Below are 23,198 nucleotides of genomic sequence, written 5' to 3'. Positions count from 1 at the left end.
CTGACTCGATCACCCGCCATGCCCGTGCTCACGATCAACGAGGCCGCCAACGAGCTTCGCGTTTCAAGGCGTTGGCTTGAATACTGGCTGGCCGAAAATCCTGTCGATGCCGCCGGTGTTCCGTTCTACCTCCGAATGGGGCGGAGCAAGAAATTCGCGGCGACGGATATCGAACGAATGCTCGCCCACATGCGCGAACTGGAGGCTGCCCGATTGGGCCCTGGCGTGAAAGGCAGGGCTCGGCTCGTCGGGCTGATGTCACAAATCGGCGGCGTTACTTATGAAGACCGCCTCCTGCGACGTCAGGAAGAGAAGCGAAAAAAGGACGCCGAAAAGGCAGCGCGGCCGAAACGCAGGGTTAGGTTGCCGAAACGCAACGCGCCGGACATAGCCTGACCGGCCCGGCCCTTTCGGGCCTCGGCGTGCCTAATCCCAAAGTCCGTGCGCATCTGGGGGCATCGCCATCATCCGTTCGATCATGTACCCGAGGGCTTGTCGGACGGCTGCTCTACGATTTTGAGCTACCCAGACGGATCATAGATAGCGCCCTGCATGTAATTGCCAAGCCCTCACGGGCGGCTTTTCGCGCGTTTGCCATTGCGCTCGCGCCCCAGTTGCGTGAATATTCCATGGGTTGTTGAGGGGAGTTGAGTTATGAGGTGGGGCTTTTGGGTCGTCTCCTTGGGAGCTACAATCGCTTTTTTGAGCACGCATCGAGCATCAGCGGCAGACATGAAACCATCGGCACTGAAGGATGGCCGCATAGTAATTTCTATTTCGGGCGAGATAGTCCCGGGCGACTCTGACGGGCTGAAGGCTGCAATCAAAGTCGCTAATGACGCCGGCAAGTTTGTTTCCTCAATCCGGCTAAATTCTCCCGGCGGAAACCTTCTCGAGGGAGCAAAAATAGCCGATGCAGTAAGATTTGCGAAAATGGCAACAAACGTAGGCCAAGGTGCCACCTGCGCGTCGGCTTGCTTTTTGGTTTTCGCGGCAGGTGAAACAAAGTTCGCGAATTATACAGCGCAGATCGGCGTGCACGGCGCATCGGACGAGAATGGCGCAGAGACCGTTCAATCCAATGCAGCAACAGTCTCGATGGCCAAAATGGCGAAGGAATTAGGTGTTCCGTCTGCCATTATTGGACGCATGGTCGTCACACCACCATCGGAGATGGTTTGGCTAAGCCCCGCTGATCTCCAGTCGATGGGAACAACGATGGTCGGAAAGCCGATACAGCTTCCCGTTGCGTCAGCAGGGCCTCTTGCCCCACAAACGCAACCGGGCGCACCGATGCAATTGCAACAAGCAACAAAGGCATCCGCGCCTGTATCTTGGAAAGACTTCACGAATAAGGCTTTCGAATTGTCCCGACAGCAAAACGGTGGCACCCCGAAAACGCTTCGATCTTGTCAACCCGAGGAGCGGACCTGTGCCACGGGGGTGATGTTCAAGCTCGATGGGACTGATGCCATTGCACTTACTCGAGAGAATCTGGATGGCAAAATCGTTGAACGAGAGCTTTGTACATTCAATGATTTCGGCGACGTGCGCACATGCATGGATTGGGATTCCAAGGAGACCCATCGCGACATGAAGGACACCAAGGGGGTTTGGACGAAAGTATCTAACTAACCGCCACTGACTTTTCCACACCCGCGACCGGCTGATGACAGGGTCGGTCGCAGGATCTCCGGCTCTCATTAAATGGGTCGAAGGGCATGTCCCCGGGCGACATGCTCACTGAGGGCACCGGTTAGGGGCAGCCTGTCTGCACCGTCTTGTTGGCGCCGCTACCGCCGTCGTTCGTCAATAAAAAACAGTCGCCTGCACGTAGGAAGGTCCTCAAAACGGCGCTCCGAAAGCATGCAGCGCGGCCTGCCAAAGCGTCGCAACGGCAGCCGCGCCGGTCGGATTGAAATGGGTGTTATCCTGACGATTGGAACTATTCAAACTGTCAGCGTTCGGACCCGCCCAGATATTGCTGGCATGATTGACGATGGCGCTTTGTGCGTTCTGCACATTTGCTGAAGTCGTGCCGCCGAACCACGTTTCCTCGGCAACGAAAAATGGAACATTGCTTTGCGAGAAGCCCGCAGCGCGCGCCTGGTTGATGACATTGTTCAAGCCCGCTGCATATGCAGCTTGAGACGTTCCGAGACTGGCATCCTGTTCGCCCTGCCCCCAGATGATTGCAATCGTGGTGTTTGCTAGCCCCGGCATGATCCCCTTCGCCTTGAGGCGATTGAAGGTCGGTTGCCAACGCCCGGTAGCAACCCCGGTGTCCCAGTCGGCGATCGACGTGCCGCCAATACCGATCGCGAAAATGATGACCCGATCGAACAGCCCTGCGGTGATCAGGTTGTCCGCAAGCCGCAGAACGAAATTGCCCGGCCCCAACGCCGCGCTGTCGGCTGACGTGCCCAAAATAGGATCGGACGCCGCGTAAATCCCCCCACCATAGGGGTACATGTTGTCGATCTTGCTGGCATTTGTCGGCGTATAGGCCGCGCCGTGATTGTCGCAAACGTTGCTCTGCCCGGCGAGCACGATGACGAGATTGCGAACACCGGTGTTGATGATCTGGGAAGTCATCGTCTTCGACGAAACGGAATTGCCGCAGCAAAAGCCCGGCCCCGGCGTCGTATAGAGAAATGGATCAGGCCCAGAGAGGGCATTCCCTTCAAAGGCGTTAGCGACGGGCGCAGCAAGCGCCAGCAGCACTGCGAGAACAATTTTCAAGAGCATTTTCATCACATCTGCATTTGGAATTCGAGGGCCTGCGGCGTCGCTCCGCCGAGGAACGTGCAGGGATGCGTCCCGTCAGCGGCTTCAGTGGCTTGGACAAAATGAGACCCAACTTGCGGAGGATATATCTTGTGTGCATTTGCCCACACATCCATTGCAACGGCTGCGGTAGTTTGCGTACCGGAGCGGCTGTTGGATGTGGCCGCAGAATCGAGTGCGGGTCCGACAAAGCAGAATGAGCCTGAAGTGGCGGCCGTGATCGCCGTGACGTAGTAGTCTGCAATAATGGAATCCGTCTGAAGACCGGAAACAAAACTCACGCGGTTATTCGTACTGGCATCGACCGACTGTCCCCCGCCGGAATAGGTCCAACTGGCCGTGTTATCGTTGACCTTCGCTGTGACATGCACGCGATTATAGGCGTTCCAGACGCCGAGAACGGCCGCCGTGCCGCCCGCTGATGATCCGCCGAACGTCATATCCAACGCCGACGCAGCGTCAGACATGACGGTTCCGACATAGGTTCCCTGGTTGGCAGGAGGGCCGTTTGTGATCGCATTGGCGTTCACTAAGAACCCTTTGAGAAGCGTGAGCGCAGTCGATCCTGCGCCTGTGCCTCGTACCGTGTTCGATCCGCCTGTGCCCGCCGACCAAGCCGGCCCGCGCGTCGCCCGGCTGGTCCCGGAATCGTTCCATACGAAGATATCGTATACTTGAGAAGGGGCGACGGCGGATGGCGATTTGGTGGTGTCTGTCGTAGCCTGCGAGAGCTCGCCGCCGATATCGGTCATCACAAATTGAGTGCCATTGTAGATCGGCACGAATTGTCCGCCCGCCGGCGTATAATACAGGGTTGTCGCACCGGCAACGCTCGAAATCGGGATTGCCGTGCCGCTAGTGAGCGTCAGGCGGCCTTGGGGCGGGCCATACAGATTGATGGCGCCGGTTTGCCCATTGAAGGAAGATACGCCAGCCGTCGCTGGCGATGCGATCTGTCCCGGCGTCACGTATTTGAGCATTCCAGCAGCGCTGTCGTAGATCAGAATTTTGTCGTTGTTGGCATCCGGGGCACCTCGGGCAATCAGGCCCGGAATCGTGCAGTCCTGAATGGCCGCGGTGGCGTTGGTCGGATTGCACTTGAACGTCGCGGCCGGCATGTTGGCGAGCCTGTTATTTGGAAGAACCGCACCGCCGTCCTTGATCGTCCCGCCCGTTGACCCATCAAAGAATACGAAATCACCATCGGCTACGCTGCCGCCGACGGAGACTCCAGCGAGCAAGCCGGAAGCGCGGAGGCTCGATGCGAACTGATCGAACTGCATCGCGGTTGCCTCGCCCGTGCCGATGTTGGGGCGCCCGACGACAGTATTTCCCGGAAGCGTGTATGGAAGCGTCTGGGCAAGCGCAGGCGCGGCGTAGAGGAGCAAGCCGGCGGCAAGCAGACCCAGGAAGGCATTGAGTTTGTGTTTCATAATTTTACGTCGACGAGTTTGAATGTCGTTCTTGCCGGACATCAGGTGAAGCTTCCCGTCAGTTCCCAAAGGCCTTGGCGAAAGACCGCTGGATCAATGCCATTTCCGACCGCGCTGGCGATGCGCCGGCGAAAGTCGGCTGCCGCGTTCGCATTCAGTGTCGTTTGATACGCCGCCGAGGTGCCGCCAGCTTTAAACGTCGCAAGTGCTGCGGCGTCGGCGGCCTGCCTGGTGGCTTCGCTCGCGTTGCCGGTGGCGTCGTGAGTTGCGCTTGTGGTTGGGGGACCGATAGACATCTGGTTTTCTCCAATGATCAGGAGACAGGAAGAAGCGTCGGCGGCTTCGTGTGTCGCCAGCCGTCCGGTATCTCGCCATAGGCATGGCGCAGTGCGTAGGCTTGTGCGTGAAGATCGGCCGTTTCCGTACCCTTGTGCTTGCGCAGGCTTTCGACCGATTGGCACTCGGCGCCGTTGAGCGTGACAACGATCTCTTTCTCGTCGTCGGTCTTGAGATGGCGAAATTCACATTTGAGCCGCATGTCAGGAACTCCTCAGTTCGGTTTTTATGTTGCTGGAAAGCACGATCGCGGCGAGCGTCATCTTTTGACAGGCCTCCGGATCGCCGCTGAGATATCGCTTGGTGAATTCGGCGGATCGCATCACGCGGGTCTGCCAGTTCATCACGGCGTCGAATTCGGCCTGGGTGACGTCGCGGCCGGATAGCGTCTGCGTCACGACCTCATCGCGGATGCCGAGTTCGCGAAGCATCGCAGCGGTGGAGTTCATCTGCTTGGCTTCCGGATCGGACAGGCTCCGCTGATCCCCGGTCATGGCGGCGGCTACGCGATCCGCGAGCGACTTCGCCTCCTTGGCCTCGTCGTCGCCGCGGTGAACGCGCTCGTGCAGTCCGTTCCATTCCTGCGTCACGGCAGCATCGCCGGCGAGCAGTTTGCCGGTCCAATCCTTATCCGCCTGCAGGGTTGCGAGTTTTTCACTGGCCGCGACGGCCGTCTCGGGGATATGGGCCTGATCGGTCATTGCTCCACCAGATGTTTGTTCTGGACGCCCAGTACGGTGCAGGCATCGGCATAGATTTTCTGGATCGCGGGATCCTCCTTGAAGGAGAAGGGCACGCCAGATTTGCAGGGGTGCATGCAGTGCGGCCGGCCATCGGCTATGACGCATCCCTCAGCGGTGCAGCCGATTGCGCAATCAACTTTCGTCAGTCCTGCCAACTTGTTCATGCCGCGTCCTTTCGTTCAGGGGCGAGCGCGAAGCGCATGGCCGCCTCGTTCAGGTTCTCGATTTGTTGGGAGACATCGGCGAGGATTGCGGCGTCAGCAGCGCGCAATTCTTCGATGCCGGCCGGAATCGCGGGGTGATTGCCGCGGAACCGCTCCGATGGCGGCTTTGCGAAAGGCAACACAAACCGGCCTATCCCGTCCGCCCGCTCGGGCGCCAACCGGTAGAGCTCAGCCAGGATCAACCGTTCGCACGGTCCAAACGCCGCGCCATACATACCCTCTCCACCGATGGCGATCGGTGGCACGGTGGTGCCCGATGGGATCACCGCCGCGGCCCGCAACGTTGCTTCCGAATACTCGCCGTATGCAGATGCCATGGCCGCGGCAGCTTTGAGAACAGCCGCCATCGCCGTCTGCCGTGCCTCGAATTCCTTGCGGAACGCGACAAGCTGTTCGCCCCGCATTTTCGTCGCCGCGGCGACGCTGGCCTGCCGGTCAATCTGACCGGCCAGATCATAGGCCTTTTCGAGCTCCGCCACGGCGAGTTCGCCGGTCGAAATGCGCGTGCGAAGGTCGGTCAACCGCTTCAATGCCCCGGGCACATTCTCGACCGCGTCGAGCACGGTCTGTGCCACTTCGCCGCTGTGGGCAGCAAGCAACGCGCGGGCGGCCTCAAGTTTCTCGGCAATCGCCGGCGCGCGGAGTTGAGCTACATCGGTCATGCGGCCGTCCTTTGATCACCGGGTCGCCGTGCAGCCAGCGCATCCTCGATCAGATTGGAGATAAACTGGCTTACCGGCCGACGGTCTTCCGAGGCCGCCGCCTTGATCTGCTCGGCAAGTTCAGGCTTCGGCCGGAAACTCAAAAGTGGTTTGGACATCGGGACCTCCGTTCGTTGACGACAACATCGGCTGGATTGCTGGCTCTAACAACGCACCCGAGAGTTTGCGGTTGGGAGCGCGCTTGCGCGGCTGCCAGCGGCCCGCCACCTTCTCCCGCTGGCCGGTGTCCTCGACGACCACCAAACCGATACCCAGCGCCCCCAGGATCGCCGTCAGGGACATGTGGCTGATTCCGCGCACCGGTATGGGTGACAGCAGCTTGCTCGTGTAGCGCGCCGGCAGCCCCGCGATTTCGTCGATAGTCTCGTTGCTGATGTTCAGTTCATCCCGTCGCGCTCGAATGGCGTCGAGAAGCCCGGGCATCGAGGTGATGACCTTTGCTGTCATTTGTTGACGAGGTTTTCTTTAGACGGCCGCCCAAAATTTTCGGAGACGGCGCGAACCAGACGAGAGATGTCGACTATGCCGAGAGCGCCAGGATCGCCGGCCACCCCCCGTACGCCCCCCCTTGCTGCCGGCCCATCCCCCAGATATCGCGCCATTTCTAGGTTTCCTCCGGCCCGGAGCACTGCACCGAATACGAAGACCGGTGATGGCGAGGAAAATTGTCGAGCAGGATCAGCGCTTCGCAATCGTCGCAAGGCTTGTCGTGTCCCAGCAGCTGTCCCAAGCTTCGAAGTAACGCGTTACTAGCTCGGCGAGGTGCCTGCATATATCCAGCGCCAGCGCCAGGCAGTTGCGGAGTTACGTCGCTATGCAGGCTGATGAGGTTGTTCACGCACCCCAGTGCGAACTCTCCCACCACACCCCACACCCCTATAGAGGTGGGGTGCGAGGGTGTTTCTTGCACTTCTCGCAGTCCACTCGCACCACAAGTGCGAAAGTGCGAGACCGTCATGATTGCACCCCTACGACGATGAACGGGCGGGCCCGTCCCTTCTTGTGGTCGTGCCGGCTTTCCTCCCTCAAGGCGCCTGACTTGAGCCACGCTGAGAGCATGCTGTTGACCTTCGCCTTGCCGTCGTCAGTGCCGGTGTTGATGTCCAGCGCTTGGCCGATGGCGTAGCCGGCCCAATCGCCTGCCTGCCTACTGGAGCCCCACGCGCCGTCCCGGATGGATTCTTGGACCTTCACGAGGTCCCCAACCTGAACGTCATCGAGGGCACCCGGCATCGTCCACGCGGTCACCACGCCGACGTAATCCTCCGGCCGCGTTTCGGTGCCGTTGCCGAGGCTGACTGAAGCCAGCCGATACCATTTCGGCTTCCCGGTTCGGGGCGACATGTTGGCCTTGCCCACCTGAACGTTGAAATGCCGCCAGCGTTCGTCAGCCGGAACCGCGGCCGTCCTGGCGTCCTCGGGCGACATGATGTTGAGCACCCGGGCTGAACGAAGCGCGGCGAGCGTGGCCGAGGCGCCGCGGGCGTCCTCAACAGTCGTGTCGCCCTGCCCGCCGTTCTTCCTGACGTGGTGGACAAGATCCACGGCAACGTTGGCCTCGGCCGCGATCCTGACCCAACCGCGCTTCATCATCCAGTCGGTCGCCGTGTTGTCGTTCTCGGGCAGACCGTGCGAGGCGACAAACGGGTCGACGATCATAACATCCGCATCGACCGACTTGAGAGCTGCGATAATTTCGTCGACGAGCTTGTCGTCTACTACGGCCTGCTGGCGCACCATCGCGGCGATCCGGATGGACATGTCGCGGCCACTATCGCAGAAAAGCCGCCCATCGATCTCTTCGTCCCGAATGTCGTAGTGGAGGCGAATAGCGCCCAGCCGGCGCTCGGTTTCTTCTACCGGATCCTCTCCGCCCCAATACCAGACTCGGAGCGGTTGCCTGACGGGATAGCCAAGGAGACTGCGCGCCGAGCACATCGCCGTGGCCTCAAGCAAAGCAAGGCTCGACTTGCCCAACCCACCGGGCGCGACGGTGCCGCTAACGTATCCCCGCATGTAGTGGTTGCCGTACAATGAATCCCTCGGCGGGATTGTCGCAGGATCGCGCAATCGAAATGCCGTAGGGTGCAGCGTTTTCGACTTCTCCTCAGAAGTCTTGCGCGGCGATGTCTCAGTGGCCAGCGACACGTCGTGGGGCTCGGTGTCGGCAGATTCTGGGAGCTCGATCGGCCCCTCATATCCATCATCCGGCGGACCGTCATCCTGAGGTGCCGACGTATATCCGAGGTCCGCGAAAACGCGTCGAGCCATTGCAAGGTTTGCTGGCGATACCATCAAGCGGCCTCCCGCATTTGCTCGAGGAGCGCCGGCGCGACGTTGGAGTGATCCCGCAGCCACTTGGCGAGATATTCTGCATCACCGAGACTGACGACGAATTTGAGCGCATCAATCGTCGACTGCGGAACGCGATCAGTCGTCCGGGAATTGCCAAAAGGTGTTGTGCCTGGCACCGGCGGCGGTTCACCGGTGTGCTGCCATCGATCCCGCGCGTCAGCTAATTCCCACTGCCGAACGATCTGCGCAGCATAGTCCGAAGGCAGGTCTTCTTCCTCGGCCTCGTCGCGGGGTCTGAAGGCCTCGGCCATGATGGCCTGAGCCGCGTCTCGGTCCTCGACTGGCACGTTAAGGCTCTCAACGAGGTGCTGCAGGTTATCGACTGCCTGCTGCTTCGAAATCCAGCCTTCGTTCAGGAACCATGCTTGAATGGCGCAGCACTCCGCGAATTCTTGCGTGAGGTCCTCAAGTTCGGGTTCTAATCGGACCGGGGCGTTCACTCGGCGCCCTCCGCGTCGACAAGTCCAAGCTCCTCGGCCTTCTTGATCGCCTTCTCGATTGCCTGGCGCAGGTCCCTCAGTCTGGTCACCTTGATGGTGATGCCCTTTGACGTCGGTTTCAGCACGCCATCGCGCCCCATCGCGTGCTTGCGCAGATCGATTAGGTTGTGACCGAGATAGCTCTGAAGCGTGAAGACGATCGCGTCGTGGCGCCGGTTGGCCCACCACTGATCGACGACAACAGGCTCGGTCAGCTCAGGCCGGCGTGCACCCATGTTGCAAACCTCAGGCCGATGCCAACAGCTTCGCGAAGGCCGCCTTCGGCACCAGCATGCGGTTGCCCAACCGGATGATCGGCAGATGGCCCGCTTTGGCGTGTGCATAGGCGGCTGCCCGGCCCAAACCGAGCTTCCGACCAGCTTCTTCTACCGACAAAACCTCACATGATTCGTCGCGAAGTCGGTCAATAACCGCCTGATTTTCCGCAGTTTTTCCTTTTAATGCGTTCGACATGCTCGTCGCTCTCCGTCTTGCAGTATCCATAAACGTCCGAATTTGTTTGACCAAATCACTCGGATTGTATAAACACATATTCCTGATTTGTATAACTTGGCAATAGGAGAACGCGGGTTGTGAAAAAACCGGAGAAAGAATCTGTGCAGACGGCAATTCGTCTGCCGCGCGAAACCTATGATCGGCTGCGTAAGCGCGATGAGAGCATCACCGACGCCATCAAGCGCGGACTTGATCTCGTTGCCCTGGAAGACGAGGCGGACGAACCGACTAGAGAATTCTCGCACCTGATCTTCGAGCTAGCACGTGAGGTCGAGCTTGAGCTTGGCACTCAATGGCACAGCGACGGCATTGCGCATCGAACCTTCCGGCGCATGCTGCTACGCGCAATCTCAAAATGGCGGCCTGCCGATTACAACGACAACCTGTTCGACGACGTCAAGGTGGCACCGTTTCGGGACAGGCCGCTTGCAAGCGTCCCCTTCAATAACGCTGACGACGTGGGGACCGCATTGGCTGACAACGTGCTGCAAAATCGTGATCGCGCAGCTCGCGATCGCGTACGCGCCATCAACAGAGAAACCTTGCAGGAAATCGAGCGTATCCACGGCAATCGAAAGGGTGAAGGCAATGACTAGAGCCAAGCGCAAGCGGACAGGTCGTACCGGTGGCCTTCAACAATTCGGGCAGAACAAATTCCGCATCCGGTACCGGGTGAAGGGCAAGCGGCACACCCAGATGTTCGACGGCACGAAGGAAGAAGCAGAAGCGAAGATCCGCGATCTGCTTGGCTCAGCCGACAAGGGACAATTCGTCGAACCGAGTAAGATCGTGGTCGCTGATTTCGTTCGTTCGCGTGTGGAGCATTGGGAAGCGTCCGGCGAAATCACCGCCCGCACCGCGGACAGGTATCGCGAGCTTGTCGAAAATCAGATCGCCCCGCACCTGGGCACGAAGCTTGTCCAGAAGCTGCGACCGCTCGACATCGAGGAGTGGCACACCACATTGCGGAATAGTGGCAGAGCGGACGGCAAAGGCGGCCTTGCACCCCGAACGATCGGTCACGCGCACCGCGTCCTTGGCAAAGCTCTCAGCGATGCCGTCCGAAACGAAGTCACCGTTAAAAACGTAGTTGCCGCGCAGTCGCCGCCGAAGGTTGGTGACGAAGAAATGGTGATCGTGAAAGACCTGCCGGCGTTTATCGAGCGCTTGCGCCCTCACCGCCTATTTGTACCGGCCATGATCTCGCTGTTCACAGGCATGCGCATTGGTGAAGTCCTCGCGCTGCGATGGGGTCGCGTCGATCTGGAGCGCAAGGTGATCGAGGTCCGTGAGGCGCTGGAGGAGACCAAAACGCAAGGGATCCGATTCAAAGCACCGAAAACCAAAGCCGGGCGCCGTGACGTCACCCTGCCCGATCAGCTGGTCGATACGCTGCGCGATTTCCGCAAGGCTCAATTGGAACTGCGCATCAAATTAGGGGCAGGCAAGCTGGCACCCGGGATGCTGCTTTTCGTTGGGGTCGACGGTGCTTTGCCTTCTCAGAAGCGCATCAGCAAAGCATGGAGCGACTTCGCGGATCAGATCGAGATGCCTGACGTAGGTTTCCACAACCTGCGCCATACCCATGCCAGCCAATTGATCGATCTAGGGGTGGATATCGTCACCATTTCGAAGCGGCTCGGTCACAGTAAGCCGGACATCACGTTGCGGATCTACGCGCACCTGTTTAGGAAGGACGATAGCAAGGCGGCGGCTGCGATCAACGCGGTCCTGGGCACCTGAAATGGCGTTTGGGACAATCTTGGGACAGTCGTTCGGGTTGCGTTCTCAGGCACCCTAAGTTAAGTGCTTGATATTACTGGTTTGGAAGGGTGGCCGAGTGGTTTAAGGCACCGGTCTTGAAAACCGGCGTGCCTGCAAGGGTACCGTGGGTTCGAATCCCACCCCTTCCGCCACCTGCTAATCCATACGTGTCTTTACACGTCCATACCTGACACCCAAACCATTGAAATTTAACGCGAAAATTAAGTTTCGCATGTTTCAATGTCTCCGCGTGTCAACCCGTATCCGCGTTTCAGACGTGGGTGAGGACGTGGGTTTAGGCGGACACTTTGGAGGGATTAGCGATGGGAACTCTAACCGCATTGGCAGTGAAGAATGCCAAGCCTGGCGACAAACTGGCTGACGGTGACGGGCTACGGCTCGACGTCGATAAGAACGGAAACGCGAGTTGGGTTTTCCGGTTCAAATCGCCCGTTACCGGCAAAGAGAGGTTCATGGGCCTAGGTCCCATGCGGGACGTTGGCTTGGCCGCGGCACGCGAGGCCGCCAGTGCGGCGCGCTCCCTTGTGCGGAATAGCGTCGATCCCATTGAGCACCGCATAGCCGAGCGAGCCAAGGTCAAGGCCGACGCCACGGGGGCGATCACGTTCGAAGCCTATGCAAAGCGGTACATCGCGGGCAAAGAGGCCGGCTGGAAAAACGATAAGCATCGCCAACAGTGGTCAAATAGCTTGCGCGATTACGCCCATCCGCACATTGGGCATTTGCGGGTCTGTGACGTCGATACCGCAGCCGTTCGCAAAGTGCTCGACCCGATATGGAACGAGAAGAAAGAAACGGCGCGGCGGGTGCGCGGACGCGTTGAAGCGATCTTGAATGGCGCAAAGGCCGAAGGTCTACGAACTGGCGAAAATCCCGCGCTGTGGCGCGGCCATCTGGATCAGTTCCTGGCGCGACGCCGTAAGTCCGACGTGCAGCACCACCCGGCCCTGCCCTATGAAGAAATGCCGCAGTTCTGGCGCTCACTGGCAGGCGACACGAGCCACGCCGCTCGGATGCTTCGCTGGATCATCCTGACCGCATGTCGGTTCAACGAGGCCGACGCGATGAACCCGGCCGGCGAGGTAAAGGGAGACCTTTGGACGATTCCGGCCGTTCGCATGAAAGCAGAGCGTGAGCACAAGGTGCCGCTAGCGAACCTAGCCTTGGCTCAAATTCCGTTCCGGCCCGTGTCGGATGTCACGTTGTCAAACTGCATTGCGCGCCACACTAACTCTCCGGCCACGACGCACGGCATGCGATCGACGTTCCGAGATTGGGCCGGCGACTGTACGACGTTTCCGCGCGAGATTGCCGAAATGGCGCTGGCGCATGCTGTCGGGGACGAAACGGAAGTTGCCTATCGCCGCTCAACGGCGCTCGCGAAGCGGCGCGCTCTTATGAATGAATGGGCCGACTACTGCGTTAGTGCAAATATCTGTTTACATCGCAGCGTTGCGTGAGTGCAAATATCTGCTGACTGTAGCTGTCTGAATAAGGAAACACCGGAGTGCCACGCAAATTCCCGTTGATGCTCGCATAGCTGCAATTCCCGCCGCGCACCGTTAACTTCTCGTTGGTAGATTTTTGGCGAAAAGCGTGTATACATGGGGACAGTTTCTAGGGGCCATTGCGCACTTGGTTGCGCAAACGATGTGTTCGTGAGGGCACATGGTGTAGTGGATGGACTGGCAGGATCAGTCTGGCGAAACCCCGAACGACGTGGGCAGAGTATCCGCGCCGAGAGCGAACAGCACAAATCAATCTTGTGCTCGCCCTCGGCTTTTTATTGCCTTGGCGAGCGCTCAAATCGGAGCCCTGTCATGGACGAGTCTTTCACCATCAACGAGTTTTGCGCCGCCGAGAAAATCTCGCGGAGCTTTTTCTACAAACTTGATTCACAAGGTAAGGCGCCACGGACATACCCCCTTGGCAGCACTCGCCGCATAAGCCGTGATGCATACATCACCTGGCGCGCCGCTCGCGAAGCCGGAACGTCCCAAGCCGCCTAAACGCAAAAACCCCGACCGCGTTAGCGCGCGACCGGGGCTGATTGCATTGGAATTGGCTTGACAACTAGTTTCATATCGCAACCGGTCCAAAAGGTCAAGCGTTTCGCATCGGGGGGTTATGACCGTCCGCACGTCCGTGCCGACAGAAACCCTAAACGATGCATTTCATTCGAGATGGAAAAGTTTACAAAAACGGCAAGCTTACTAAGACCACCGTCGAGCACGGGATCACTTACGACGAAGACGATGAAATAGTCATATTCAAGAGCCTCAACTTCGCGACCTTCGCGGACTTCGGCAATCAGGAGCCCAAGGACTGGCTAATTGAAGGCGTGATTGCGCTCAACGAGGACTCGACTTGGTTCGGCAGAGACGGTCAAGGCAAGTCAACCGTTATCGATGATATAGCAATTCACATTGCGAGCAAACGTGACTGGCGTGGTTACAAATTCGCTCCGGGTTCCGAACCGAACGAAGAAATACCGAACGGGGTTCTCATTTTCGCAACAGAGCGTGCGGCCCTACATCGGCGCCGATTAGAGGCATATAAAAAGCGGGACAGTCTTCCGGATGATCTTCCTATCGCGGTCTGCCCTGACCCCGTAAATCTTTGCGACCCAGCTTGTGTCGAAAGCGTTTCGGACACGATTTTTGAATTCGAACGTCAAAATCGGTGTGCCGTTGGCTTGGTAGTATTCGATAGTTGGGCGAAAGCGATGGGGGGCTGTGACGAAAATCTAGCCGCAACACAAACCTATGCCTGCGCGCATCTTGGAAAAATCCGAGATCGGTACAGTAGCAGCAACTATCACTTCTTAACGGTTGGTCACTCAGGCAAGGACGGAAAGAAGGAAGAGCGCGGCAACAGCGCTAAGCGCGCCCATATGGACTTGGCTGTCTATATCAACAAGGGGACGGCGGAGATCGTCAAGGCCAACGACGTGCCCGTGGGAGAGCTTGCGACATTCGAGCCGGAAGACTTTACGGTTACGCGCCCGGCCTTCGTCGTGGGAGAGCGTACCATACCGGAAAGGTCTTTTACGGTCTCGATCCTATCGCCCCACAAGCCCGATCAGACGGCCACAGAAGCCCGTCCAGCCGATTCCAGATTGACCCCTAAACAGACGCAAGCTCTCGACGCGCTCAAGTGTGTGATCGCCTCGCATGGCCAGGACGGCGCTGTCCATGTCGATTATTGGAAAGAGGAATTGACCAAGGCTGGTCTACTGAAATCCGACGCCAAAAATCCATGGCAGCCCTTCAAGCGCATCAAGGACGCTTTGACTCAACAGATAATTGAAATGGATGGCCAAGTACGGCTTAAAATTCCGCCCCCACCAATTCCTCTCGCACTCCCCTCACACTCACACCCCTAAAGGGGTGTGTGATGTGATGTGAGGATTTGTGACATCACATTTGTGAGGCGATGTGAGGGTGATGTGAGGTGTGAGGCTGAAATTTCAAAGACTTAATTGGCGAAACCAACGAAAGCATCCAACCATGGAAAACACTCAGCGATGCGTCACAACGCAGCGTTTGAATCGAGTGACCGCGTCTCATCGCAAATAACTTGTTGAGAGATCAAACGATGGAACGGCATGAAGAATTCGCGGTGATAAGTGGTCATGATCCGCAGTACGCGCGGGCGCGCGAAGGTGTCGCGGAGATTCAACACGTAATTGAACCAAGGCGACTGCGACCCTGGGGAAACATTCATTGAATCGCCCGTTCGCTAAGCGCAATTTTTCGATGCGGCTCGATCGCGCCGCGAGCCGAGTGGATGCTAGCAGCCACGACACGCTCACGGCGTTGTCGGAGGTTTCAGCCCCACCTAGCGTTGTTGGATGCTCACGTTTGCATTGACCGTAGTCGGCGGCGGCCCTCCGCCAACTCTGAAGGGGAATGCTGGCATTTTGCCATCCGATGGGCCGCATTGATAAGTCATGTTGTACCAAACGACGGGGCCAGCCGTTCCGTCAGTGAAAGCTCCGCCCGGATGGCTGTCGCTATCTATAACCTGATACGGTCCCCCGCATATCGCCGCCGCTTTTTGAAAGCAGGCGTCTGATGAGCGGTTACATTTTGTCGTATTGACGATAGCCCCTGATGGAGATGCGAATGAATTGCCGGACGTCAGGTCGCAAGCGGAAAGGCTAACCGCCGCAACACAAAGCAAAAGGCACCGAAGCATGACCATTCCCCCCGTCGGCATTCAGCCACAACCGACGGTAGCCGGCAAGCATAGACAAGGAAAAACGCACTGGCGATGTTGATCATTCCTCAGTCGGTCACGCTGAGGCGGATGCACTCTCCGCCTATGGTTGTTGATTTTGCGTTTAGATTCGACGATTCGTGGATTTGACCCACGTCGTCATCCACGCTGCGTCGCTCGGTCGGCGAGCGCTCCCCGTATGCCGTTATCACTCTCTCTGTTGATGCATTTGATGAAGGTTGGCGAGAGTGATTTTGCGCATCAAGTTCCCTTAGTGCGCTTGCTGGCCGACAGTTTCCGCGTGGCGTCAACGACGACGATGTCTGAGGCGCGCTCGCCCTTTTCAATCCGTTCCTTCCTCAATTTATTAATTTTCGTGAGCTTGCTACCCATCCGGCCCACGTTGATGACTAGAAACAGACCCTCGTCGGTCTGGGCGGCAGTCTTGTAGGTTTCGAGCTGCTCTTTGTAACCGTGCTCCACCGTCCCCTTGGAGAGCCGTTGTACCCGGTGGAAAACTTGAAATCGACGGGACCGCCGCCTGAGTGGACTTCCGGCCAGATGTCGATGTTGTTCGCCTTACAGTACGAGTCCGCCACGCCGAAATAAAAGAGCTGTGCGGCCTTCTCCGATTTAGGAGTAGAGCCGTCCCACAGCAGCCGCGATAGGTCGTTGTATTCGACGAGTTGCTTGAATTGGGCCGTCACCGCATCAACCACCCTCTTCAATTCGGCACCATTGGCCGCAGCAGGCTTGGCGATCGTGAGTGGGAACTGTTGCGACGTTGAGGTCAGCAGGTGACGAAGCGCCTCGATGCTCTTCTTGTCCCGATCGAAATCGTATCCCCGCGGGTTTACCAGCAAGTCGTTGAACAGCGCCTGAAAATTATTCGCCGAGCTTGTGGCAATTGCTTTCAACGCACGCTTTTTCTCCCCTATTGTCGCCTTGGTGATGTTCGCAATCATCTTGTTAACGACCGCGCGCAGCTTCGCGTTATGCGAAACGACACGATCGATAGCCAAGCTGTGGAGCATCACGGTTACCGCGACGCGCGAGCGTTGCCACCATTACACCGCGACCCGGCTGAAGAATTTCCAAGCCGACAGCACCTACATTAAGGCTGCTGACATACGCAAGGCGGAAGCCAAAGTCGAAATGCTGAAAGCGCGCTAAGACTCGTTTCCCACCTCGTCGGGACTCTTTAAGTCCTTGTAGATCGAGTGTTCTTCAAGGAAATCATGCCAGAAGGTGAGCAGTACCTGAATCATATCCTCGATACTGCGCATGGTGTTATCGTCCGTCAGTACGACCAAGTGATCCCGCTCAAAGCCCTCGTCCTCCGCAACGCCTTCCATTTTTGCAGTGTTTCCTGAAACGTTACGGTTGAAATGTTTCGAGCCATTGGCGATCGATTGAACGGTTTTAAAGAATGGGCATTGAGCCTCAACCCACCCTTTGAAATCGTCGCAACTCTTCACCTTCAGCCGAGCCTTCAGGACATGGTCGGTCTTGAGCCAGTCGCCCCAAATCCATTCAGCCAAATGGTAGGAGGACATAGCGCAGTTTATGGCGAAGCCGGCGTAGGACGGGTTGAAAAGCAACGACGAATAATCGTCCAAACACTTGCGATAGAAATCGGCTGAATTCCGAATATCGAACATTCCGACCTGCGGCGTTAGTGGAAGAGTCCGCAGTCTAACGCATACGCGCCCGCCCAGGCAGCATCCGCTTCGTCGTCGCCCAGATCTTTCCCCAAAGTGCCTTGGCGGCGGCCTGCATGTCGGGCTTCTTGGCGTTGCCTTTGCCGGTGGCGTGGACTTTCAGTTTGCTGAGACGGATCACCGACCATGGGAGCCTCGCCAGCTCGGAGGCGAGGATGGCAGCACCGAGCGTGGGGAAGAGAGCCTTGCCGCTGGAGAACTGCCCTGAGAATGGTTCTTCGATGCAGACGCCGAGGCAGTCAGGTCCGGCGTAGCGCTGGAAGAACTTATGGACCCCGACGGTGCGGCAGCAGATGGTGCTTTGAAACCGAAGTGTCTGGCCATCCAATCCTCCATCTACGAACACCCTACCAACGCCGAGGGTCGTTCTGAGACCCAAGCCGAGGATGAATTTGCAGCCCAATCACTGCGGCTCTCAAAGACCGATTCGACAAAATAGCTTTTAGTCATTTTGGCTCGCCCTCAGCTGTGACAGACCCTCGGGGTAAAATTGAGTAACTTAGCATGCTCTTCTCTAAGTTGTTGGTTTGTCGATTATTTCCGCTCCAAAGACTAGCGCCAAGCCGGCCAGCACAATCATCCAGGTGAATTATATTTTATCCCAGGAATGTTATCGAAGCCGAAAAAAAAGATTTGACTTCTTCCTGGGATAATATTTATAGAGGCCAGGACGGTAATTTTGCCGATTTGCGGGAGGTGCTTATGTTTGGAAATACGCAGGGTATGCCGAAGCCGATGGCGGTCGATGAGGCGCTAATCACCTCAGGCAGCCTGGACGAGATGATGACCTTCACAAGCTCTGACGAAGAGCCGTTCACGGTACTGGTGGGTTACAATCTCGGCCGGATGACGTGGGCGGCGGATGTGACGCTGATGAAGTTGATCGAATGGTCATCGGTCGCGAACGATCCTGAAAAAGGGGAAGTTGCTCAGCGGCCGCTGGACATGAACCATGCCCGCGGCTTGGCGGTTTACATGCTGAAAGGGCTAGTAAACGCAGCCATGGCCAGGAAGCACCTCCAAGGCAAAGAAATCCCTGAGACGTTCGGCACTGTGCTGCATCAATTGGGATCACAGCCCTATTTTTCGCTTCAGCCGTTTGTCGCGAACATCCGCGACATTCAGCCCGACAAGCCGTCCGTCCGGGCTGATCGCATTCTCTCCACCAACAATGAGACACGCGGATTTCAGGTCTACCTGCCCCGGCACTATCGATGGTGGATGATTGATGGCCAGCATCGCTTGGCAGGAGGGCAGATCACCAGGGAATTCCTTGAAACTGTCACGAAGACTGGAAGCTATCCGGCTCGCAATAATCTTTACACTGCTAGGGGCAAGGTCGCGCCGGAAGACATGGCCGTATGGATGGAAGCACTCGAATGCGCCCGATCGTTCGCGACGGTCCAGGTCGAATTGCATCTTGGCCTCTCGATCGACCAAGAAAGGCAATTGTTCCACGATCTCAACAATCTCGGAAAGAAGGTCACCCGATCCCTATCGCTCAAATTCGATGGCTCGAACCCAATTACCAAGTTCATCGAAGATGTCCTCATCAACGAGCTTAAGTTGAAGGATTGCGAAAGCGAACAGACCGATTGGAACAATGACGACGGCGCCCTTTCTCGTCGAGATATCGTCGCCGTAAACGCCACCGCGTTTCTCAACAAAGGTAATGTCGCTGGTGCTACGCCGGCAATTGTTGAGCCGCGCGTCGAAACTGTGTCGCGTATGTGGAGTTCAATTCTTAGGATCAAAGATTATGGGAAACCGGGCGCAAAGCTCAAAACGGTCGCCGCTCAACCGGTCGTGTTGAAAGCAATTGCGAAAGTGGTCTTTGATCTAGCTTTCTCGAATCGTCGTCCCGACAACGGGGACACGCTTTTGGATACATTCTTTTCGCGATTGAATTCGCTGGACTTCAGCCACAACAATCCAATGTGGCGCTACTACGAACTCGGCGAAACCGAACGAAGTGACATGGGATTAGCCGGGCTCGCCGCATATCTTCCCGCCGGCGGCGAGATTACCGGCGATGCGAACCGCGATCTGGGATCATTCCAGGGTGGGCTCATGCGTTTCGGCGCAAAGCACAATGACATCTTCCCGATCCTTTCAGACATGATCCGGTGGCGCCTAAAATTACCGAACCGCCATCAAAAGTGAGAATGCCAGTGAACCTCGTCCTAGTTTAGGGCGAGGTTCAATTTTCCCTTCAATTGAAAGTCCTATCGCATGTTTGAAACCACCAAGGTTGCCCCGCTGCACGTCGCAGATGAAGCGTTCTTGATCGCCAGCCTGATCGAGCGGTGCCCAAAAACGATGATGATCAGAGAGCTTTTCAAGAATGCCGAAGAATCGGCGATGTCAACAGTTGATGGATCGAAAGTAATCGAGATCAAGGTCAAGGAGATCGGGGGCGTTCAGAAGTTGTGCATTTGGAATACGGGAGCAGGTATGTCCAGTGAAGAACTGCACGGCGTATGTGACTTGGCTGCATCGCTAGGAAAAGACAAAGGCCTGGATGAGAACTTTGGGATGGGTGCCAAAGTAGCTTCCCTGCCCTCCAATCGCTACGGCCTTAGATACCGATCTTGTAAACAAGGAGTGGTTAGCGAAGTCATCTTGTGCGAACGCGATGGCGTGTACGGTCGCTACAGGCGGGAGCTTTCGGAAACTGGCACCATCGAGGAGGTGGTCGATGTGACAGAAGCATGCAAATCAGAAGGCAGCTACGATCTCGCACGAGACTGGACCGAAGTAGTACTCTTCGGAAATCGCGCCGACCAAGATACCGTGCGTGATCCATACGATGGCAATCCGTCAGTCCAAAAACAATGGATTGCCGACACGCTTTATCACCGGTTCTACAGACTTCCCGAGGGCTTGTTGGTGCGATTTGCACCTGGTGCACACAAGTTGGACGGAACGCGGGTTTTCAAAACCATCCCTAGCCGCGCCTATCAACTAGGTCACTCCGAAAGTGTGTCGAGTTCCACGGGAATCACTATCCATTATTTCTATGATCCTCCGCTCAAGAGCACCAGCCACAATGCCTCTGTAAGCGGGGCTATGACAACTGACGTGAGCACCTGCGCAATTGTTCACAAGAATGAAATGTACGACTTGAAGCGCGGGCGACAGTGGACGCTTGACGCGCCGATTTTTGGGATAGCGTTCGGAGCCAAACACATCTCCGTGCACATAGAGTTGCCGGATGATTTTGCCGTGCGTCCTGAAGCATATCGACAGTTTTTACGGTACAAAGAAGATGATCAAAGACAGGTTGAGGCTGAGGATTTTGCCAACTTGGTTAGAGAAAAGCGACCCGAATGGCTCTTGAAAATCATCTCCTCCCTGTCGCCAGCGGATTCCGAAAGTGCTGGAGAGATTCGTAATGAATTACAAAAACTTCTAAACGCCTTGCGTATTCGCTCCGAAACACCGCGAGTCACACTCCAAGGCGACATACTTGTCGATCGCAATCAAGGGATTGGCGTGCGGGGAAATCAACAGGGTGACGGGAATGGAGCGTCATCCGGAAAGAACCCGCGCGGCATCCAGGACGACGTCCTCGCTGCTCCCACCGGTGCTAAGCGGGCTACCGTCTCGCTGAATGCCGAGAGGGCCCCCGAAATCATACCGTTACATGATGATGCTGCGATTGAAGAGAAAGGCATTAAAGGAAAAGCCGCTAAGTTCTATCGGGAGTCGGGGCAGTTGTTCGTGAACATGAACTACCCATCCGTAAATGAAATGAAATCTGTTTTAGAGACGGAATATGCGGCGTCCCCGGATCCGGAGATTATGCGTCGCATGGCGCACGACCTTGCAGAGCGTACGATGACGCTTAAGGTTGGCCGTGCCGTCGTGTTTGCGCTGGCGAAACAATTGAACCGAGAATGGTCCACGGAGGACATGGCTCGAGCCCAATCTCCAGAAAGTCTAAGCCTGGCGGCTGATGACTTTTACGACGCCTTGCAGAATGCCCGTAGAAGGATGGGACAGGCTCTACGTGTCGGACGTCAGGATCTCGAGGATGCGGTTGTTTAGCAAACCCGCTTGGGCAATAGCTGATCGCTTCAGGTAGCAAATATCTCCCCTCCTACTACCACCAACCGACTGTGGCTTGGTCCAAAACTATTCGCGATTCCCCGTCGCTGCTTCGGCGTATTGCTAGGCGGATGTACTTTCCGCCGACTGTCATTGATTTAGCGTTTAGATTCGGCGCTTCGTCGATTTGACCGACACCATCATCCACGCTGCGTCACACGGTAGGGCGCGATGCTAGGCATTGCCGCTCTGGCCCGGCTCGAAGTGCTTAAGCTTATTCGGGAATCTCACCCGCATTGCAGCGGCTGACTGAATTGTGCCCGACGATTAAAGAGTTCGATAAAGGCATTGTCGGCCTGCCTGCAAACGCGCTCATGCGGCACAAATCCGGCTCAGCCAGATAATCCAGCCCTGTAGAATAGGTTAGAGATTTTGGATTGATGTCGCAACCTGCTCATCGTGAAAGCAGTGAGAGCCCCGCCTAGGGTCTCTTCGACAGAGGCAGTCTACTTCGCCAAAGCGTCAACCGCGGTAGCCATCCGAGTGCATATTCGCACACGCATCGAGATACGTCGTTATGCTGTTGTGCGCCCTCACAAGCCCCTCAAGCTCTACGTGGGTCAGTTCGAACCGTTTGCCCTTGATATCGGTCGGGTATCGAAAGCGATCCCCCTTTGGGTCAACCTCTTGGATATCGGCTATCTGCTTGGCTACGATAACGCCCCAATCATCTGTCGCCGGGCATCCCCATCGCTCCATACAACCTGAAAGTTCCTTCCACAGAACAACAAGGTCATGACCATCCGACTTGGGCGTGGTATCGTCCGTTTCTGCGTATTCGAGAATAGCGGTCTTGAGCGCCAGCTCGATCGAATGGCGGGCGAGAAAGAAAAGCGGAATGCTCAGGTTACTGACGCAGTGACCGGGTTCATATGCCTTTCGCGCAAGCTCGTCGAACGCGAGGCTATACGTGAACGAGACATATTCCCATGTTGTCGCGAAGTTATTGATGTCGCCGCCGTGGTGGATGTATTTAGCCAGTAGCGATTGGCCATCAAACTCTGACAGGTCGAGCAGTTCATCGTACGTAGCGGCCATTTACGCCCCGAACATCTTGGCCAGAAGGTGCACGATTTCAGCCGTTGCCACCTTTATCCCGAGATCCTTGCCGAGATCGACCAGCCGTCTTCCCCACCGTTTCAACTTGCCGACATCAGGTTGCGCCTTCGCCGCCTCTTCCTTCACGACTAGGGCCGTGTCGCTAAACGCCTCTTTTCTGTCAGGCGAGAGTTGCGCAAATGCGTCAGATGCCAAGGCCCGGTCGATAGCGTTCACCAGTTCCTGATGGTTTTGCGCGAACGCCTGCTGGGAGAAATTATCTCCTATCCCGACCTGCTGGATGGCGCCTGGGCTGTTGGTCTGGTTATTGATGACGTTCACGATGGGGTCTTTCTTTAAGCGCTGATTTCCCTGCATGCCGTGCTGGTAATCGTCAGTCAGACCCGTCCTCAGGTCTTCGAGAAACCGGCGCAGCACCCCGAGCTGGTTTGGGACGACGGTCCCTTGAATCCCCGTCCTGTTAGACCGTTCAGTGACCTCAGCCATGAAGGCATCAATCATCTCCGAGGCAAACCGGCTAAGCCGATCGACCTCTTCATTTGAGCCTGCCAGTTCAAACGAGAAACGCTGGGCTTCGAGGTATGACGCCTTAAAGACGCCTACCGTTTCGTCGGTAAACGCCTTCAGGGTCGCCCCACTGGCCAACCTGCCCGCGGCAGCGTGTCGTCGCATGATCCCGTCCAACGCGGTCGCGCACTCTCCACGAG

General features: G+C 57.0%; 25 protein-coding genes and 1 tRNA gene. 9 read left to right on the top strand and 17 right to left on the bottom strand.

The window, feature by feature from the left end:
* The first annotated feature begins 18 nt into the window (after positions 1 to 18).
* Together HB676_RS07465 and HB676_RS07460 are read left to right on the top strand one after the other, a co-directional pair.
* Positions 19 to 396 (top strand): hypothetical protein, encoded by a 378-nt coding sequence (locus HB676_RS07465; protein ID WP_213737079.1) that lies wholly within the window; start codon positions 19 to 21, stop codon positions 394 to 396.
* 336 nt (positions 397 to 732) lie between these two features.
* Positions 733 to 1,635, top strand: a complete 903-nt coding sequence (locus HB676_RS07460; RefSeq protein WP_213737078.1) for an ATP-dependent Clp protease proteolytic subunit — start codon at positions 733 to 735, stop codon at positions 1,633 to 1,635.
* A gap of 210 nt (positions 1,636 to 1,845) precedes the next feature.
* Here HB676_RS07460 and HB676_RS07455 read toward each other — a convergent pair whose 3' ends face one another.
* The 12 genes from HB676_RS07455 to HB676_RS07395 form a co-directional block, all read right to left on the bottom strand.
* A complete protein-coding gene (locus HB676_RS07455) occupies positions 1,846 to 2,742 on the bottom strand; it encodes a sialate O-acetylesterase (RefSeq protein WP_213737077.1) in 897 nt (298 codons plus the stop codon).
* An 11-nt stretch (positions 2,743 to 2,753) separates the two neighbouring features.
* Positions 2,754 to 4,262, bottom strand: a complete 1,509-nt coding sequence (locus HB676_RS07450; RefSeq protein WP_213737076.1) for a hypothetical protein — start codon at positions 4,260 to 4,262, stop codon at positions 2,754 to 2,756.
* Positions 4,262 to 4,516 (bottom strand): hypothetical protein, encoded by a 255-nt coding sequence (locus HB676_RS07445; RefSeq protein WP_213737075.1) that lies wholly within the window; start codon positions 4,514 to 4,516, stop codon positions 4,262 to 4,264. Before HB676_RS07445 ends, HB676_RS07450 begins: the two co-directional genes overlap by 1 nt.
* Before the next feature lie 17 nt (positions 4,517 to 4,533).
* Positions 4,534 to 4,758, bottom strand: coding sequence for a hypothetical protein (locus tag HB676_RS07440; protein WP_213737074.1), 225 nt, complete (start codon positions 4,756 to 4,758; stop codon positions 4,534 to 4,536).
* Between the two features lies 1 nt (position 4,759).
* Positions 4,760 to 5,257: a hypothetical protein gene (locus HB676_RS07435; RefSeq protein WP_213737073.1), complete on the bottom strand. Its 498-nt coding sequence runs from the start codon at positions 5,255 to 5,257 to the stop codon at positions 4,760 to 4,762.
* Entirely contained in the window at positions 5,254 to 5,463 is a 210-nt protein-coding gene (locus HB676_RS07430; protein WP_213737072.1) for a hypothetical protein, read from the bottom strand. The genes HB676_RS07435 and HB676_RS07430 overlap by 4 nt, the downstream gene beginning before the upstream one ends.
* Positions 5,460 to 6,185: a hypothetical protein gene (locus tag HB676_RS07425; RefSeq protein WP_213737071.1), complete on the bottom strand. Its 726-nt coding sequence runs from the start codon at positions 6,183 to 6,185 to the stop codon at positions 5,460 to 5,462. Before HB676_RS07425 ends, HB676_RS07430 begins: the two co-directional genes overlap by 4 nt.
* Before the next feature lie 120 nt (positions 6,186 to 6,305).
* Positions 6,306 to 6,692: a hypothetical protein gene (locus HB676_RS07415; RefSeq protein ID WP_213737069.1), complete on the bottom strand. Its 387-nt coding sequence runs from the start codon at positions 6,690 to 6,692 to the stop codon at positions 6,306 to 6,308.
* A gap of 507 nt (positions 6,693 to 7,199) precedes the next feature.
* Positions 7,200 to 8,540, bottom strand: coding sequence for an AAA family ATPase (locus HB676_RS07410; RefSeq protein WP_213737068.1), 1,341 nt, complete (start codon positions 8,538 to 8,540; stop codon positions 7,200 to 7,202).
* Complete coding sequence (locus tag HB676_RS07405; protein WP_213737067.1) at positions 8,540 to 9,040, bottom strand: hypothetical protein; 501 nt, start codon at positions 9,038 to 9,040, stop codon at positions 8,540 to 8,542. The genes HB676_RS07410 and HB676_RS07405 overlap by 1 nt, the downstream gene beginning before the upstream one ends.
* A complete protein-coding gene (locus HB676_RS07400; RefSeq protein WP_213737066.1) occupies positions 9,037 to 9,315 on the bottom strand; it encodes a transcriptional coactivator p15/PC4 family protein in 279 nt (92 codons plus the stop codon). Before HB676_RS07400 ends, HB676_RS07405 begins: the two co-directional genes overlap by 4 nt.
* A 10-nt stretch (positions 9,316 to 9,325) precedes the next feature.
* On the bottom strand, positions 9,326 to 9,553 hold the full coding sequence (locus HB676_RS07395; RefSeq protein ID WP_213737065.1) for a helix-turn-helix domain-containing protein: 228 nt from the start codon (positions 9,551 to 9,553) through the stop codon (positions 9,326 to 9,328).
* 119 nt (positions 9,554 to 9,672) lie between these two features.
* On the opposite strand from HB676_RS07395, the gene HB676_RS07390 reads away from it, so the two are divergent.
* The 5 genes from HB676_RS07390 to HB676_RS07370 all read left to right on the top strand — a co-directional run bounded on the left by HB676_RS07390 (position 9,673) and on the right by HB676_RS07370 (position 14,765).
* Positions 9,673 to 10,191, top strand: coding sequence for a hypothetical protein (locus HB676_RS07390; RefSeq protein WP_213737064.1), 519 nt, complete (start codon positions 9,673 to 9,675; stop codon positions 10,189 to 10,191).
* On the top strand, positions 10,184 to 11,338 hold the full coding sequence (locus tag HB676_RS07385; RefSeq protein ID WP_213737063.1) for a site-specific integrase: 1,155 nt from the start codon (positions 10,184 to 10,186) through the stop codon (positions 11,336 to 11,338). Before HB676_RS07390 ends, HB676_RS07385 begins: the two co-directional genes overlap by 8 nt.
* Before the next feature lie 83 nt (positions 11,339 to 11,421).
* A tRNA-Ser gene (locus tag HB676_RS07380) sits at positions 11,422 to 11,511 on the top strand.
* A gap of 171 nt (positions 11,512 to 11,682) precedes the next feature.
* On the top strand, positions 11,683 to 12,840 hold the full coding sequence (locus HB676_RS07375; protein WP_213737062.1) for an integrase arm-type DNA-binding domain-containing protein: 1,158 nt from the start codon (positions 11,683 to 11,685) through the stop codon (positions 12,838 to 12,840).
* Between the two features lie 707 nt (positions 12,841 to 13,547).
* Entirely contained in the window at positions 13,548 to 14,765 is a 1,218-nt protein-coding gene (locus tag HB676_RS07370; RefSeq protein WP_213737061.1) for an AAA family ATPase, read from the top strand.
* A gap of 1,246 nt (positions 14,766 to 16,011) precedes the next feature.
* Here the strand turns inward: HB676_RS07370 and HB676_RS07365 are convergent.
* The 3 genes from HB676_RS07365 to HB676_RS07355 all read right to left on the bottom strand — a co-directional run bounded on the left by HB676_RS07365 (position 16,012) and on the right by HB676_RS07355 (position 17,650).
* Positions 16,012 to 16,635 (bottom strand): hypothetical protein, encoded by a 624-nt coding sequence (locus tag HB676_RS07365; RefSeq protein WP_213737060.1) that lies wholly within the window; start codon positions 16,633 to 16,635, stop codon positions 16,012 to 16,014.
* A gap of 135 nt (positions 16,636 to 16,770) precedes the next feature.
* Positions 16,771 to 17,262 (bottom strand): hypothetical protein, encoded by a 492-nt coding sequence (locus HB676_RS07360; protein WP_213737059.1) that lies wholly within the window; start codon positions 17,260 to 17,262, stop codon positions 16,771 to 16,773.
* A 34-nt stretch (positions 17,263 to 17,296) separates the two neighbouring features.
* Positions 17,297 to 17,650 (bottom strand): hypothetical protein, encoded by a 354-nt coding sequence (locus HB676_RS07355; RefSeq protein ID WP_213737058.1) that lies wholly within the window; start codon positions 17,648 to 17,650, stop codon positions 17,297 to 17,299.
* A 374-nt stretch (positions 17,651 to 18,024) separates the two neighbouring features.
* Between HB676_RS07355 and HB676_RS07350 the strand changes: the two genes are divergently transcribed.
* Positions 18,025 to 19,485 carry a DNA sulfur modification protein DndB gene (locus HB676_RS07350; RefSeq protein ID WP_213737057.1) on the top strand — a complete coding sequence of 487 codons (1,461 nt, stop codon included), beginning with the start codon at positions 18,025 to 18,027 and terminating at the stop codon, positions 19,483 to 19,485.
* Positions 19,486 to 19,554: 69 nt separating this feature from the next.
* Positions 19,555 to 21,372: an ATP-binding protein gene (locus tag HB676_RS07345; protein ID WP_213737056.1), complete on the top strand. Its 1,818-nt coding sequence runs from the start codon at positions 19,555 to 19,557 to the stop codon at positions 21,370 to 21,372.
* A gap of 522 nt (positions 21,373 to 21,894) precedes the next feature.
* Here HB676_RS07345 and HB676_RS07340 read toward each other — a convergent pair.
* Both HB676_RS07340 and HB676_RS07335 read right to left on the bottom strand, forming a co-directional pair.
* Positions 21,895 to 22,470 carry a hypothetical protein gene (locus tag HB676_RS07340; RefSeq protein WP_213737055.1) on the bottom strand — a complete coding sequence of 192 codons (576 nt, stop codon included), beginning with the start codon at positions 22,468 to 22,470 and terminating at the stop codon, positions 21,895 to 21,897.
* Positions 22,471 to 23,163 carry a hypothetical protein gene (locus HB676_RS07335; protein ID WP_213737054.1) on the bottom strand — a complete coding sequence of 231 codons (693 nt, stop codon included), beginning with the start codon at positions 23,161 to 23,163 and terminating at the stop codon, positions 22,471 to 22,473.
* Positions 23,164 to 23,198: the final 35 nt, after the last annotated feature.

The organism is Bradyrhizobium sp. dw_411 (assembly GCF_018449695.1).
Lineage (GTDB): Bacteria > Pseudomonadota > Alphaproteobacteria > Rhizobiales > Xanthobacteraceae > Bradyrhizobium.
This window is presented reverse-complemented; position numbering and strand designations above follow the sequence as displayed.

What these genes read in the sequence shown, in the direction of transcription:
- HB676_RS07410 (WP_213737068.1), bottom strand. Translation starts at nt 8,540, where the DNA reads ATGGTATCGCCAGCAAACCTTGCAATGGCTCGACGCGTTTTCGCGGAC.
- HB676_RS07350 (WP_213737057.1), top strand. Translation starts at nt 18,025, where the DNA reads ATGTTTGGAAATACGCAGGGTATGCCGAAGCCGATGGCGGTCGATGAG.
- HB676_RS07395 (WP_213737065.1), bottom strand. Translation starts at nt 9,553, where the DNA reads ATGTCGAACGCATTAAAAGGAAAAACTGCGGAAAATCAGGCGGTTATT.
- HB676_RS07370 (WP_213737061.1), top strand. Translation starts at nt 13,548, where the DNA reads ATGCATTTCATTCGAGATGGAAAAGTTTACAAAAACGGCAAGCTTACT.
- HB676_RS07360 (WP_213737059.1), bottom strand. Translation starts at nt 17,262, where the DNA reads ATGTTCGATATTCGGAATTCAGCCGATTTCTATCGCAAGTGTTTGGAC.
- HB676_RS07365 (WP_213737060.1), bottom strand. Translation starts at nt 16,635, where the DNA reads ATGCTCCACAGCTTGGCTATCGATCGTGTCGTTTCGCATAACGCGAAG.
- HB676_RS07425 (WP_213737071.1), bottom strand. Translation starts at nt 6,185, where the DNA reads ATGACCGATGTAGCTCAACTCCGCGCGCCGGCGATTGCCGAGAAACTT.
- HB676_RS07430 (WP_213737072.1), bottom strand. Translation starts at nt 5,463, where the DNA reads ATGAACAAGTTGGCAGGACTGACGAAAGTTGATTGCGCAATCGGCTGC.
- HB676_RS07440 (WP_213737074.1), bottom strand. Translation starts at nt 4,758, where the DNA reads ATGCGGCTCAAATGTGAATTTCGCCATCTCAAGACCGACGACGAGAAA.
- HB676_RS07465 (WP_213737079.1), top strand. Translation starts at nt 19, where the DNA reads ATGCCCGTGCTCACGATCAACGAGGCCGCCAACGAGCTTCGCGTTTCA.
- HB676_RS07445 (WP_213737075.1), bottom strand. Translation starts at nt 4,516, where the DNA reads ATGTCTATCGGTCCCCCAACCACAAGCGCAACTCACGACGCCACCGGC.
- HB676_RS07400 (WP_213737066.1), bottom strand. Translation starts at nt 9,315, where the DNA reads ATGGGTGCACGCCGGCCTGAGCTGACCGAGCCTGTTGTCGTCGATCAG.
- HB676_RS07335 (WP_213737054.1), bottom strand. Translation starts at nt 23,163, where the DNA reads ATGCGACGACACGCTGCCGCGGGCAGGTTGGCCAGTGGGGCGACCCTG.
- HB676_RS07385 (WP_213737063.1), top strand. Translation starts at nt 10,184, where the DNA reads ATGACTAGAGCCAAGCGCAAGCGGACAGGTCGTACCGGTGGCCTTCAA.
- HB676_RS07415 (WP_213737069.1), bottom strand. Translation starts at nt 6,692, where the DNA reads ATGACAGCAAAGGTCATCACCTCGATGCCCGGGCTTCTCGACGCCATT.
- HB676_RS07450 (WP_213737076.1), bottom strand. Translation starts at nt 4,262, where the DNA reads ATGTCCGGCAAGAACGACATTCAAACTCGTCGACGTAAAATTATGAAA.
- HB676_RS07435 (WP_213737073.1), bottom strand. Translation starts at nt 5,257, where the DNA reads ATGACCGATCAGGCCCATATCCCCGAGACGGCCGTCGCGGCCAGTGAA.
- HB676_RS07340 (WP_213737055.1), bottom strand. Translation starts at nt 22,470, where the DNA reads ATGGCCGCTACGTACGATGAACTGCTCGACCTGTCAGAGTTTGATGGC.
- HB676_RS07345 (WP_213737056.1), top strand. Translation starts at nt 19,555, where the DNA reads ATGTTTGAAACCACCAAGGTTGCCCCGCTGCACGTCGCAGATGAAGCG.
- HB676_RS07460 (WP_213737078.1), top strand. Translation starts at nt 733, where the DNA reads ATGAAACCATCGGCACTGAAGGATGGCCGCATAGTAATTTCTATTTCG.
- HB676_RS07375 (WP_213737062.1), top strand. Translation starts at nt 11,683, where the DNA reads ATGGGAACTCTAACCGCATTGGCAGTGAAGAATGCCAAGCCTGGCGAC.